This window comes from Streptomyces sp. NPDC029466, from assembly GCF_055574515.1.
In genome coordinates this window covers 54,273-67,814 of the sequence record NZ_JBVHZH010000025.1, presented here as the reverse complement: position 1 = coordinate 67,814, position 13,542 = coordinate 54,273, and the positions used below count along the sequence as shown (strand labels likewise).

Annotated in this window: 9 protein-coding genes; 3 read left to right on the top strand and 6 right to left on the bottom strand. The window is 71.3% G+C overall.

All coding sequences use genetic code 11. From position 1 onward, the window contains the following. Positions 1-66 precede the first annotated feature (66 nt). Entirely contained in the window at positions 67-456 is a 390-nt protein-coding gene (locus tag ACZ4XD_RS20140; protein ID WP_468043923.1) for a DUF2267 domain-containing protein, read from the bottom strand. 345 nt (positions 457-801) lie between these two features. Next, positions 802-2,811 (bottom strand): FUSC family protein, encoded by a 2,010-nt coding sequence (locus tag ACZ4XD_RS20135; protein ID WP_468043839.1) that lies wholly within the window; start codon positions 2,809-2,811, stop codon positions 802-804. A 268-nt stretch (positions 2,812-3,079) separates the two neighbouring features. Between ACZ4XD_RS20135 and ACZ4XD_RS20130 the strand changes: the two genes are divergently transcribed. Continuing rightward, entirely contained in the window at positions 3,080-4,087 is a 1,008-nt protein-coding gene (locus tag ACZ4XD_RS20130) for an FAD-dependent oxidoreductase (protein WP_468043837.1), read from the top strand. 166 nt (positions 4,088-4,253) lie between these two features. After that, on the top strand, positions 4,254-5,147 hold the full coding sequence (locus ACZ4XD_RS20125; RefSeq protein WP_468043835.1) for a D-alanyl-D-alanine carboxypeptidase family protein: 894 nt from the start codon (positions 4,254-4,256) through the stop codon (positions 5,145-5,147). A gap of 109 nt (positions 5,148-5,256) precedes the next feature. On the opposite strand, the gene ACZ4XD_RS20120 is transcribed toward ACZ4XD_RS20125, so the two are convergent. From ACZ4XD_RS20120 to ACZ4XD_RS20110, 3 genes are all read right to left on the bottom strand, one after another. Beyond that, complete coding sequence (locus ACZ4XD_RS20120) at positions 5,257-6,972, bottom strand: BCCT family transporter (RefSeq protein ID WP_468043833.1); 1,716 nt, start codon at positions 6,970-6,972, stop codon at positions 5,257-5,259. 78 nt (positions 6,973-7,050) lie between these two features. After that, complete coding sequence (locus tag ACZ4XD_RS20115; RefSeq protein ID WP_468043831.1) at positions 7,051-8,391, bottom strand: M14 family metallopeptidase; 1,341 nt, start codon at positions 8,389-8,391, stop codon at positions 7,051-7,053. Positions 8,392-8,467: 76 nt separating this feature from the next. After that, the gene (locus ACZ4XD_RS20110) at positions 8,468-10,384 is read right to left on the bottom strand and encodes a Xaa-Pro dipeptidyl-peptidase (protein ID WP_468043921.1); all 1,917 of its coding nucleotides are present in this window, start codon (positions 10,382-10,384) and stop codon (positions 8,468-8,470) included. A gap of 357 nt (positions 10,385-10,741) precedes the next feature. On the opposite strand from ACZ4XD_RS20110, the gene ACZ4XD_RS20105 reads away from it, so the two are divergent. Next, positions 10,742-12,229, top strand: coding sequence for a M1 family metallopeptidase (locus ACZ4XD_RS20105; protein ID WP_468043829.1), 1,488 nt, complete (start codon positions 10,742-10,744; stop codon positions 12,227-12,229). A gap of 66 nt (positions 12,230-12,295) precedes the next feature. Here the strand turns inward: ACZ4XD_RS20105 and ACZ4XD_RS20100 are convergent, their stop codons facing one another. Further along, positions 12,296-13,147 (bottom strand): oxygenase MpaB family protein, encoded by an 852-nt coding sequence (locus ACZ4XD_RS20100; protein ID WP_468043827.1) that lies wholly within the window; start codon positions 13,145-13,147, stop codon positions 12,296-12,298. Positions 13,148-13,542: the final 395 nt, after the last annotated feature.

Here is a 13,542-nt window from a genome sequence, read left to right as displayed (position 1 = left end):
TCCTCCCCGTCAGTGGGGAGGAGGTCCTCACCAGGAGATCCTCACGAGGAGATCCTCACGACGTGGTCATGCCGACCGAGGGTGGCCGAAGAGGAGGTCGAAGTCCGGCGGCAGTTGCAGCAGGACGCGCTGCATGAGGTCTTCGCCGGCGGCGTCGGCGACGACGCTGAGCACGGCGCCGACATCCCACTTGGCGGTCTCCTCGGTGGCCCCCTCGATCCAGGCCGCCGTGGCGCGGACGAACCGTGCGGGGTCCAGCGGCTCGGCGGCCTGGAGCGGGTTGAGCAGGATCAGGGCGAAGGTCTCCGGCAGATCCGCGGCCAGCTCGGCCCGTTCCTCGCCGACCAGATGCGCGCCCAGCAGGGCCAGGACGACGCGGGCCGCCCGTTCCGCTTCCTGTGGTGAGTCGTACTCGCCGCGCTCCTGGACCTGTGCCAGGAACGTCTCCCATCGCATGGGCGCCACAGCTGCCTCCTTCTCGTCGGAGCGCGGAGGGCGGAACCGGAGGGAGGCTTTCCCGTCCCCGCCGACGCGGGCGCGGTCCCGCTCAGCCGCTGATCTGCTTCTGCCCAGTGTCCCCGCCCATGGCGGCCTCGCGGGGCTCGGCACGCTCGGCGATCGGGTCCGTGGGCTCAGGACACCCGCCTCGTCGTCGGCCTCGGCAGCCGGCCGGCACTCGGCCCGTCGGCCCGCTGACCAGCACCCGCCCGCATCCGGGCCGTCCCCCTCCGGCTCCATGACCGGCTCACGCCCGCCTCCCAGTACGGTCCCGGCCCCCCGGCACACCCCGCAGGCCCCGGCTCAGCCCGTCCCCGCGTACCCCCGGATCCGCTCCAGTTCCACGGCCACATCCGTGAGCGTGGCGCAGTCCGGAACCGGCGGGAGGTCAGGGGCGGACGGGCCGGGCTCGGGCCGGCGGCGCGGGTCCTCAAGGGCGTCGGCCATCGCCGCCAGCGCCTGGCACAGCCCCTCGGCCTCGGCCCGGCTCGGGCGGTGCGCGCCATGGTCGAGGCGTACCGCACAGGCGGTCGCGGCGTCCACGATGCGTTCGGCGGCGGTGACGACGGTCAGCCAGTCGGGGTTGCGGTCGCGGGCCGCGAGGAGTTCCGCGGCGGCGGTCTCCGCCGCGGCCCTGGCCTCCCCCAGCGCCCGGTAGGCGGCGCGGCGCAGCGCCAGCCGCCGGGTGGGGTCCGCGCCCGGCTCCGCCTCCAGGACGTGCCGCAGGAACTGCTCGGTGCTGCGCAGCGCCGAGGTGACACGGTGCCCGACCCGGCGGCGGGGGTCGGCGAGGCGGGGCAGATGTCCGACGACGAGGACGATGCCGCAGGCGATGGAGGTGTCCACGATCCGCTCGGCGGCGGCCTGCGGATCCCCGCTGACATGCACGAACGACAGCACCATGAGGGTGATCGCGACGGTCTGCAGGGCGAAGTGGCGGGTGGCGAACGGCAGCAGCGCCCCGCCCGCGCCCGCCACCAGTGCGGGCCACCACGCACCGGTCAGCAGCAGCCCCGCCCCGGCGAAGACCAGCACGCCCGCGACGGTCCCGGCGAAGCGGTTGACCGTACGGGAGAAGAGCGGGCCCAGGTCCGGCTTGACGAGGAAGGTGACGGTCGCCGGGAGCCAGTACCAGTGGTCGGCGCGGAGCAGCAGCGCGACGGCGACGCTCGCGGCGATGCAGACGGCGACCCGCAGGCCGTAGTCCCGCCCGGCCGGACCGAACAGGCCGCGCCCGCGCCGCGTCCGTCCCCCGACGGCGCCCAGCGCCCCGCGGAACAGGGCCTCGGGCCGGGCCATCCAGGCGGGACGGCCCGACGGGGACGGTGCGGACTCCGCTCCCGGCGGCAGCTCCGGCTCCCGCCGGGCGAAGGCGACCGCGGCGTCCAGCAGGGCCTGGTCGAAGGCGCCGCGCGCGGCCGTGCTGGTCTCCGGGGCGGACAGCCGGCCCGGCGAGCGCCCGGTGCGCAGGGCATCGGCGAACCTGCGGGGGCTCTCCGCCACCCGGGACGGCAGCGGGCGGGCCTCCCACAGCAGCGCCACGCTGGCCTCGCAGAGCGCGGTGGCCGCGGCGAACCGCTCGGTGAGCAGCAGCTCTTCCGTACGGGCGGACCGGCGCAGCAGCCGACTGGTGAGGAGGCGCAGCCGCACGGCCTCGTCGGCGCGGTCCAGGGCGGCGGTGAGCCGGCGCCGGGCGGGCTCCGCATCGGGGCCGCCGACCGCGCCCAGGGCGTCGGCGAGCGCGTCGAAGACCGTGGCGACCGCGGCCCGTTCGCCACTGAGCGCACCGCCGACGGGGCGGGGCGGGCGCAGCACGAGCCGCAGCAGAAGCAGCCACAGGCAGCCGGCGAGGACATAGAGGGCCTTCGCCCACGGCGCGCCGGGCAGCGGCATCCCGGCGCCCAGGATCGTCGTGGCCAGCATCTGCATCCCGGCGTTGGAGCGCACCGGCCCGGCCACGCTGCCCGCGCCGGAGACGAAGCCGACGGCGAACAGCGCCGGAAGGAGCCACCAGCCCGCGTCGGCCGCCCGGAGCGAGGCGCCGATCAGCATGCCGAGCGCCGAGGCGAGGGCGGGCAGGCCGATATGGACGATGCCGGTGCGCCGGGTGCCGGGGCGGTCGTTGACCCCGGCCAGCATCGAGCCGAGTCCGGCCAGGACGCCGGGCGCCGGATGGCCGGTCGCGATACCCGCGCCCAGCAGCGGCCCCGCACACAGCGCACCGCGGGCAACGGCCGCCCAGGGTACGGGCAGCCGCTGCCAGCGGAAGGGGTGGGCGAGCCAGGCGGGCACGGCGCGCGGCGCGCGGAGCATGGGCCTCCTCAGACGACGGCGTACGGACGGCGACAAGCGGTTCCGAGGGGCGACATCGGCCGACGGTGCTGCTACCAGCCTACGGTCCGGGAGGGTCCACTCCGCTGCCCCGGGGTTACCACAAGATCACGAACGAATGGCGAGCAGCCAACCCGGCCCGCCTTCCGGTTCCCGCGGCCCGTGCGCGCCGCCGCTCCAGCCGGGCAGGCCGCCACTCCCCCGCTGTCCTCCCCTTTTCCCTGCCCGCGCCAGCGGTTAGCGTCCCGGCATGACGAGCAAGACGGGTGGCCTGGACGTACGGGTGGTCGGCGGCGGGGTGATCGGGCTGACGTCGGCGATCGCGCTGGCCGAGGACGGGCACCGGGTGCGGGTACTGAGCCGGGACGCGGCCGACGGGACGACCTCGGCGGTGGCCGGCGGGCTGTGCTGGCCGTACCGCATCCAGCCGTACGAGCGGGCGGTGGCGTGGTCGGTGCGCTCCTTCCAGGTGCTGACGGCGCTCGCCGCACGGCCGGCGGAGACCGGCGCCCGGATGGTGACGGGCACGATGACGACCACCACGGGCGGCGCCGAGGACGGCCTGGCCGCCTGGTACGACGCGGTGCCCGGATTGCGGCGGGCGCGGGCGGCGGAGCTCCCCGAGGGCAGCGCGTGGGGGTGGCGGGCCCGTACTCCCCTGGTGGACATGCCCACCCATCTCCGCTATCTGGAACGGCGGTTGGCGGCGACGGGCGGGACCGTGGAACGGCGTGAGGTCACCTCGCTGGAGGAGGCCGGAGCGGCGGCGGACGTGGTCGTCAACTGCTCGGGGCTCGGCGCCCGCACTCTCGTACCCGACCCGGAAGTCCACCCGGTCCAGGGGCAGTTGGTGATCGTGGAGAACCCCGGCATCGAGGAGTGGTCGGTCGCCGCGGACGCGGGGGCGACGGACACCACGTATCTGCTGCCCCAGCCGTACGGCCTGGTGCTGGGAGGCACGGCGCGGGAGCACGCCTGGTCCCGGGAGCCCGATCCGGCGGTGGCGGCGGCCATCGTGGCGCGCGCCGCACGGCGCTTCCCGGAGCTGGCGCGGGCCCGGGTCCTGGCGCACAAGGTGGGGTTGCGCCCGGCCCGCCCGACGGTGCGGCTGACGGCGGAGCGGCTGTCCGGCGGCATGCCCTGCGTGCACAACTACGGGCACGGGGGTGCGGGCGTGACCGTGGCGTGGGGGTGCGCGGACGAGGTGCTGCGGCTGGTGCGGGAGCTCCAGGAGGGCCGCGGACCGGTACGCGGGTAAGTGCGGCGCGTCCTTCCCGGGCCGGAATCCGTCCTTTCGGTCCGGCGGCATGCGGACGAGCGGAATTCACCGGCCGGAGGGCGCATCCATTCGCCCGTCTCATGCGTCCTATGAGCAAGCGCCATTTCTATATGGCCGCACTTCAGGGATATTTGGAGTATCCATTTTGAAAAACGGCATTAAGGGCATTCGTCGTGTATCCGCGGTCGCCGTCACCGCGGGAGCCGTTCTGACGGCCGGGGCGTTCACCGCTCCCGCGCACGCCGCTGCGCCCAAGACTCCCACGATCGCCGCCAAGGGCGGCTTCGTGATGAACAACGGCACGGGGAAGACCCTCTTCACCAAGGCCGCGGACACCCGTCGCTCCACCGGCTCCACCACCAAGATCATGACGGCCCGGGTGGTGCTGGCGCAGCCGAACCTCAACCTTGACTCCAAGGTGACGGTCCAGAAGGCGTACAGCGACTACATCGTCGACAACAACTGGGCCTCCTCGGCCAAGCTGATCGTCGGCGACAAGGTCACCGTCCGCCAGCTGCTGTACGGGCTGATGCTCCCGTCCGGCTGCGACGCGGCGTACGCGCTGGCCGACAAGTTCGGCAGCGGCTCCACCCGGGACGCCCGGGTCAAGTCGTTCATCGGCAAGATGAACTCCACGGCCAGGTCGCTCGGCATGACGAACACGCACTTCGACTCGTTCGACGGCATCGGCAGGGGCGCGAACTACTCGACTCCGCGCGACCTGACCAAGCTCGCCTCCAACGCGATGAAGTACTCCACGTTCCGTACGGTCGTGAAGACGAAGTCGACCACGCAGAAGGTCACGACGAAGAGCGGTGGCTACCGCAACATGTCGTGGACCAACACCAACGCGCTGCTCGGCAGCTACTCGGGCACCCTCGGCGTCAAGACGGGCTCCGGCCCGGAGGCCAAGTACTGCCTGGTCTTCGCCGCCACCCGCAATGGCAAGACGGTCATCGGCACGGTTCTCGCCTCCACCTCGGTGACGGACCGCACCGCTGACGCGAAGAAGCTGATGGACTACGGCTTCAAGAAGTAACCCGGGACAGGCGTGGGGCCTGCGCACGACCTTCCGGTCGCGCGCAGGCCCCTTCGTCATCCGGCCGCCGGCACCACACCGGGGCCGTTCGACACCGCTCCGGAGTCGGCTAACCGCCGCTCTTCACTTCGACGCCGCTGCCCTCGCCGGGGCCGCTGCCGTCACCCTCGTCGTCCCCGTTGCCGTTGCCGCCGGGGCCGATCTGGATCTCGAAGTCACCGTCGTACTGCTCATGGCCCGCGATCACGGCCAGCTCGACGACCTCCGCGCCCTTCTGGCCACGCACGATCAGCGGATCGCTGCGCAGATCACGCATCAGCGCCCAGCACATGGCGATCATCACGACCATGAACGGCACCGCGACCAGAATCGTCAGATTCTGAAGTCCGGTCAGCGCATCGCCCGAGCCACCGCCGATCAACAGCATGATCGCGGCGACCGCACCGGTCACCACTCCCCAGAAGATCACCACGAGCCGGGTGGGCTCGAAGGTCCCCTTCTGCGAGAGGGTGCCCATGACAATGGACGCGGCATCGGCACCGGACACGAAGAAGATGCCGACCAGGATCATGACGAGAACGCTCATGACCGTGGCGAGCGGGTACTGGTGCAGCACATCGAAGAGCTGGCCTTCGGGAGTGCTCGACCCGCTGAGCTTCTTGGACTCCTGGAGCTTCATGGCCGAGCCGCCGAACACCGCGAACCACGCCAGGCTGACCACGCTCGGGACGAGGATGACCCCGCCGATGAACTGGCGGATGGTCCGGCCCCGGCTGATGCGGGCGATGAACATGCCCACGAACGGCGTCCAGGAGATCCACCACGCCCAGTAGAAGACCGTCCAGCTGCGCAGCCAGCCGCCCACGTCGTCACCGCTGCTGGCCTCCGTACGGCCCGCCAGCTGCGGCAGCTCGCCGATGAACGAGCCGAGGGAGGTCGGCAGCAGATTGAGGATGAGGATGGTCGGCCCGACCACGAACACGAAGACCGCCAGGATGACCGCCAGCACCATATTGATGTTGGACAGCATCTGGACGCCCTTGGCGATACCGGAGACCGCGGACAGGATGAAGGCAATGGTCAGCACGGTGATGACACCCACCAGCAGGGTGGTGCTGACGCTGTCCATCCAGCCGAGGACCTTGATACCGCTGCCGATCTGCAGCGCACCGAGCCCCAGCGAGGCCGCCGAACCGAAGAGGGTGGCGAAGATGGCCAGGATGTCGATGACCCGGCCGCCCCAGCCGTTCGCCCGCCGGGTGCCGATCAGTGGCGTGAACACCGCGCTTATCGTCTGCCGCCTCCCCCGCCGGAAGCAGCTATAAGCGATGGCCAGACCCACGACCGCATAGATCGCCCAGGGGTGCAGCGTCCAGTGGAACATCGTGGTGGCCATCGCGGTGTCCATCGCCTGGGCGGCATCCTTCGGATCGGTGCCCGGCGGTGGGGTGCTGAAGTGCCCCAGCGGCTCGCTGACGCCGTAGAACATCAAACCGATGCCCATGCCCGCGCTGAACATCATCGCGATCCATGACACGGTGCGGAATTCGGGCTCCTCGCCCTCCTTGCCGAGCGTGATCCGGCCGTACTTGCTGACCGCCAGCCAAATCGCAAAGATCACAAATCCGGAGGCGGAGAGCACGAAGGCCCAGCCGCCGTTGTCGATCACCCAGTTCAGCATCGAGGTCGATGCGTTCTTGAGGGATTCGGTGGACGACGCTCCCCACGCGATGAAGGCGAGGGTGAGCAACGAGGTCACACCGAAGACCACACGGTCGGTCTGCGGGGGCCCATGGTGCTGCGGCTCATCGGGGACGTCCGTCACGGAGGGCGTGCCACCCCCGTCTCCGGCTTCTCTGACTGTGTCCGACACGTGTCAACCTTTCAATGGGCCATATTTTCCTTACCCGTTACCCCCTACCACACGACGGCAGACGTTGAGGGGCGTCGCGACCGTAAGGTGATAACCGGCCCTCCGGTCCAACAGCAGCGGAACGAGCTTCCGCAGCGGTTGGCGCAGCGGCACGACGACGCCGTCACGGTCCCGGCGCCACACCACTCCGTGCCTCACCAGTTCTTCCCTGACCTGCGCAAACTGTCCCTCTTCGAGGCGATAGGCGCAAGGTGGGTCGGACAGGATCTGGTCTTCGGTGGCCGGTTCGTTATCCGCGCCGCCGAGATACACCGGACCGTGATCGGTGTAGCCCGCGAGCCGGGCGGCGGTGGTGGCCGCCTCGATCCGTGACCGGTGCCGGTCGAGGAAGGTGAAGGCGCCGTCCAGCGCGGCCAGCTGGGAGTCCACCCGGCGGCGGTTGTTGAGCGCGGGGTCGGCCTTCTCGGCCTCGGTGAGCGCGTCGACCCGGGTCTCGACGAGCAGTCCGACCGAGCCCTTGACACCCGCGGTGTTGCGCAGGATCCGCTCCTGGCCGTCGCCCGCGACCTGCTTGACGGGATCGCCGGTCTCCGGGTCGGTCCAGATGCCGTAGACACCGGTGGAGAAGCCCGCCCGGTGGACGGCGGGCCGCACGAAGTCCTGGGAGAGCGCGGCCGCTTCCCGGTGCACCCCGTCCGAGGTGTTGAGGTTGCGCGGCCACAGCGACAGCACGTCCTTCATGTAATACGGGACCGTGGGGCCGTACTCGTGCAGGTCGTAGATGGTGTCGGGGCGGTAGTCGCGGATGACCTCGGCAATCGACCGGCCCTCGGCGGTCCGCAGGGCGATGTGATCGCGGTTGATGTCCGTGCCGTCGGCGTTGCCGCGGGTGTCCGCGGCCCGGCCGTCGGGGTTGGCCGTCGGGACGACCAGCACGCTGGTGTGTTCCAGGAAGCGCCGGGTCGCCGGGTCCTTGGCGTAGGCGAGATTACGGACGGTGGTCAGACATGCCTCGCGCCCGGAGGGCTCGTCACCGTGCTGGGAGCAGATCAGCAGCACGGAGTTGCCGCGGCGGACCTGCGCCGGGCGCTCGGGGGCGGGGCCGCCGATCCGGACGAGCCGTAGCGGGCGGCCCTGCCCGGTGGTGCCGATCCGGTCGATCCGTACGCGCACCGAGCCCCGGTCGACCGCATTGAGGAATTCCTGTTCCTCGCTCTGGCCGGTCCAGCGGGCGCCATGGCTGATCTCGAATCCCGTACGGGGTGCGGGGGTTGCGGTCGCGGCGGCCGCGGGCGGCGGGGTCGCGCCGAGGGTGGCCGTCAGCCCGATGGCCAGCGGCCCGGCTGCGAGGCGGTGGGAGCGGGGTATCACGAGGAGGAGCCTCCCTTGGGTGAGCGGTGGAGAGGGGGACCGGGTGGGGCCGCCGCGAGGCGACGGCCCCGGGTGGTCAGCCCACGGCCGGCAGCCGGCTGACCGAGCGCGGCGGGGCGATGCCGTCCAGCGGTGCCGCGGCGTCCGGATGCCTCGGTGCGCCCGCGGTGGCCCGTGCGAAGGCCGCTGCGCCGCCGGTCAGCGGCAGTTCGGCGGAGGTGCGGGACAGGTCGAGGGTGAGCTTCGGCGTGGACGGGGGCGGGTCGATCAGACCGGCGTCGGTGCCGGCCACGAGGAGCGCGAGCCGGTGCCCGGCGGGCACGATGTGATCGCTCGCGGCCAGGTCCAGGGTGAGGGTGTAGGGCGTGCCGGGGGTGAGCGGGCGGCCTTTGTGGGGGTCGGCGTAGTTGCCGAGGTCGGCCCAGCCGCGGCTGAAGACGGTGTGGGCGACCTTCCGGGTGTCGGCGGCGGTCTCCTTGAAGCAACCGGTGTCGCCCGTGTTTCCGGCGCCCCAGCAGGTGCGCCGGTCGAGGGTGGTGATGCCCTCGCCGTCGGCCGCGTAGTCGCGGATGGTGTCGGGGCCGAGGTCGGCCAGGACGGCGGAGAGATGGGCGGTCGAGGTGCTCGGGGTGACGGTCACGGTCACCGTGCCGGAGCCGGACAGCCGCAGCGGCGCGCGCAGCGGCCCGGTGCGGAACCCGGCCTTGGCGGCGGTCGGGGTATCGATGGCGGCCGCCCAGTCGGCCTCGCTCAGCTTCGGGTCGTCGGTGAAGGTCTCGGTCGCGCCCTGCGGCGCCTTACGGGTCCCCAGCAGGCCGACGCCGGGCGCGGTGCCGCCGCGCGGCCGCAGTGTGGTGGGCGCGGTGCCTGGAGCGGGCCACTGCGGGTCGGTGGACCACACGCCGGGCGAGCGCTCGATATCGGCCATCGGGGTGCGCTCGATGCCGTTGTCGTAGCCCAGCAAATAGTGGTCGAACCAGTGGTGCAGGGTCTTGACCCAGGCGCTGCGCCGGTAGTCGAACGGGTCGACATGCCCGGTCTGGGAGAGCCAGATCTTGCGCTCGACGCCGTGCCGGGCGAGCGCGTCCCACCACTGCCCGGCGTGCCGGGTCCGGACGTTGAGGTCCTGCATGCCGTGCACCAGGAGCACGCTGGCCCGCACCCGGTCCGCGTGGCGGACGTAGTCGCGCTCGCGCCACAGCCGGGTCCAGTCGCCGGTACGGGGCGCCCCGTCGGCGAGCTTCTTCTGCACGGCGGCGCAGCGCTTGCGCGCGTCGGGGCTGTCGACCACATCGGCGAGGGAGTCGGGCCCCGAGTCGTAGAGCGGGGCGCCCTTGGCGAAGTAGTAGTCGTACCAGGAGGAGATGCCGGCGATCGGGACGATGGTCTTCAGCCCCTTGACGCCGGTGGCCGCGACGCCGTTGGCGATGGTGGCGTCCCAGCTCTTGCCGATCATCCCGGTGCTGCCGTTGGACCAGCCGGCCGTGACGGGTTCCCCTCCCGTACGGGCGGTGTAGGCGCGACCTCTGCCGCCGAGCCAGTCGACGACGGCCCTGGCGGACCGGATGTCGGAGCGGCCGCCGACGTCGGAGCAGCCGTCCGAGCGGTTGGTGCCCGCGAGGTCGACCAGGACCGTCGCATAGCCGCGTGGCACGAAGTAGTTGTCGTAGAAGAGCGGGAACCCGACCGGCCGGCCGCGGTCGTCATAGGTCTTCTTCTGGCTCTCGTTACCGCGTCCGCAGCACGAGTAGTACGGACTGGCATCCATGATCACGGGAATCCGCCGGCCCTGTTGCGCCGGTTCGGCGGGCCGCACGATGTCGACGGCGACGCGGTCGGTTCTCCCGTCCGCGTCGCCGTCCAGCCGTGTGTCCACCCAGACCGATTCGCGTATCGCGCGGTCGTAGGAGTAGACGGGTCTGCTCTCGGCGGGCGCCGCCTGCGCGGCGGCCGGCCCGATCAGGGTGGACAGCAGGGCGGCGACGGCTGCCATCACGAGCGCTGTGAAGGGGATGCGGGGGATCCGCGCAGGATTCGTCACGGGCGGACGGTAGCGCGGCCCAACTCCCCTGCGTAAGGGCATGTCCGGGCACCGCGGGGCGGTCGGCGGCCGAAAACAGGTCCATCGGTAGCTTTTCCGTCCCGCGGGCGGTCCGGAATCCCGTGCCGGGGTCGCGGCGGCACCCACTGCGGGCCATGAGGAAGAGGGGGACGGCGGAGCACGGCGGACGGCAGGGACGGATGAGGGTTCATGTCGGTCATGTGTCAGATCAGGCCATGTACATGACGCTGGCCGGGCGCAGTACATAAGGTCTGAACAGAGCCATCCCCCCTACGAGTTGGAGGACTCGTGCGTCACAGACTCCTCGTCCCCGGCGCGGTCGCACTCAGCCTGCTGCTGGCCATCCCGGCCTCGGCTGCCGACTTCACACCGGGCGCGCCGGGTGTGGGCGACACCTACTACCCCGAGAGCGGAAACGGCGGATACGACGTTTCCCACTACGATCTGCGGCTCAAGTACCAGCCGAAGACGGACCTGCTGGAGGGCACGGCCACCCTGCTGGCCACCACCACGCAGGATCTCTCCCGCTTCAACCTGGACTTCGGCCTCAAGGTCAGCGAGATCCGGATCAACGGCAAGAAGGCATCCTTCGCCACCTCCGGCAAGCACGAGCTGGAGGTCACTCCGGCCACGCCGCTGGAGAAGGGCAAGCAGATCAGCGTCGTGGTGCGCTACGCGGGCAAGCCCTCCGAACTCAAGATAGACAACTACAGCGCCTGGGCCCGCACCCCCGACGGCGGGGTGATCGCCCAGGAGCCGGACTCCGCGGTGTGGTGGTTCCCGAGCAACGACCACCCCACGGACAAGGCCACCTACGACATCTCGGTGGCCGTCCCGGACGGCACCCAGGCGCTGAGCAACGGTGTGCTGGCCTCGCAGTCCTCCAAGCTCGGCTGGACGCGCTACAACTGGCGCTCGGACAAGCCGCAGGCGACGTATCTGACGACGCTGGCCGTCGGCAAGTTCGACATCACCACCGACAAGACCGCGAACGGCCTGCCGGTGATCAACGCCGTCAGCAAGGACCTCGGCGCGAACGAGGGCTCGGCGAAGGCCAGCATCGAGCGCACCACCGAGATCACCGAGTGGCTGGAGAGCGTCTTCGGTCCCTACCCGTTCAACGCGGTCGGCGGTTATGTCCCCAACGTGCCGGCCGGGTACGCGCTGGAGACCCAGACCCGCCCGTTCTACGGCAAGAAGGCCTTCGACCGCGGCACCAACGTCTCGGTCGTGGTGCATGAGCTGGCCCACCAGTGGTACGGCGACAACGTCTCGCTGAAGGACTGGAAGGACATCTGGATCAACGAGGGCTTCGCCACCTACAGCCAGTGGCTGTGGTCGGAGAAGGAGGGCGAGGGCACCGCGCAGGAGCTGGCGGACTGGGTCTACTCGCAGCACCCCGCCGACGACCCGTTCTGGACGGTCAAGCCGGGCAACCCGGGCGCGGAGAACCAGTTCGACGGTGCCGTCTACGACCGCGGCGCGCTGACCCTCCAGGCGCTCCGCAACAAGGTCGGCGACAAGGCCTTCTTCGGCATTCTCAAGTCCTGGCAGACGGAGAACAAGTACGGCAACGCCTCGGTCGCCGACTTCGTGAAGTTCGCCGAGAAGAAGACCGGCAAGGAGCTGGCCGGCTTCTTCGACACCTGGCTCTTCCAGCCGTCCCGGCCCTCCGCGGGCGCGGCCAAGCGGGCTCTCGGTGCCCAACAGGCACCGGTCGCCGAGCCCAAGTCGTGGAAGCAGATCGCGGCCACGCACCACGCACACCGGCACTGAGCCGGTGGACGAGCGCTGAACGAGACGGAGCCGGGCCTCCCCCGGCTCCGTACGCGCACCGCGTCACTACCGGCGCGCCGCCTGCCTGGCCCGGCGCGCGATCGGCATGAACCGCAGCCGCTCCGGAAGCACCGGCACCACGGCGCGCACGACCCGGCCGAACCGGCGCAGTGTGCGCTCCTGGGCGTCCGTCCACTCCAGCCCGATGGCCTGCCGGGCGTCCGGCGGCATCAGCCCGATCGTGAGAAAGCGCCGGCAGCGGGCGAACCGCGGGCGCAGCCATGGCCAGGACAGCCGCAGGAGCAGCCGCAGCCAGCGCGGGCCGCGGTCGGGTACCGGCAGCCGCGGATCTGTCGCCAGCAACTCCTTGACCACGACGGTCTCTTCGAGTTCATTGTCGAGGACCTTCTGGTAATACGGCCAGAACTCCTCGATCGTCTGCGGCATATCGCGGTCATGGATCCCCAGGATCCGGCCGACCTGAAGCCACTCCGCGTACAGCGCCCGCTCCTGCGCCTCGGTGAAGGGGCGGCCCAGATACTGCTGCGCGTGCCGGAAGACGGGGTAGCCGGTGGCGTGCACCCAGGCGTAGTAGGCGGGGGTGAGCGCGTGGTAGACGCGGCCGTGTGCGTCGGTCCCCTGGATGGTCTTGTGCAGCGCCCGCAGCCGCCGCCCCTCCGCGGCCGCCGCCTCCCCTCCGTACACCCACAGCTGTACCGAGGTCAGGGACCGCTCGCCGCGCCCCCAGGGGTCCGTACGGAACACGGAGTGGTCGTCCACACCGGCGCCGACCGCCGGGTGGGCGACCTGCATGGCCAGCGCGGCCGGCAGCGTCAGCAGCATGCGGATGTCCCCGGCCAGCGACCAGAGCACACCTCCGACCGGCGGGGGATTCGGGTCATTTTTTACCGCAATCATGGTATTAATCATCATACGGTGACTCTCCGCGATCGGCGGACGCGGGGCCCCTCCACGCCACCACAGGCGCGACCCCTCCGGACGCGCCCTCACGGCGATCCGACACACCACGGCGCCCGGACGAGCGGCTCGTCAACACCGACACCATGACCCCACTCGGCCCGGAGGATACCGAACGCGGGCGTGCGGAAACGCGAGTTGAACGCGAGCGGGTACAGGGCGGAATCCGGCCGCACGAGCGGCCAGCGAAGCCGGCCCCTCTACCACCCCACGCGCCCCTTGAGGCGGCTCCCCGAACCCCGCCCCGCCGAGAGGGCGGCGGAGTGTACGCCGCCACTCGACACCCGGCCGTACGCCATCGCCCCACCCAAACCACCGGGACCCCGTGGTCGAAA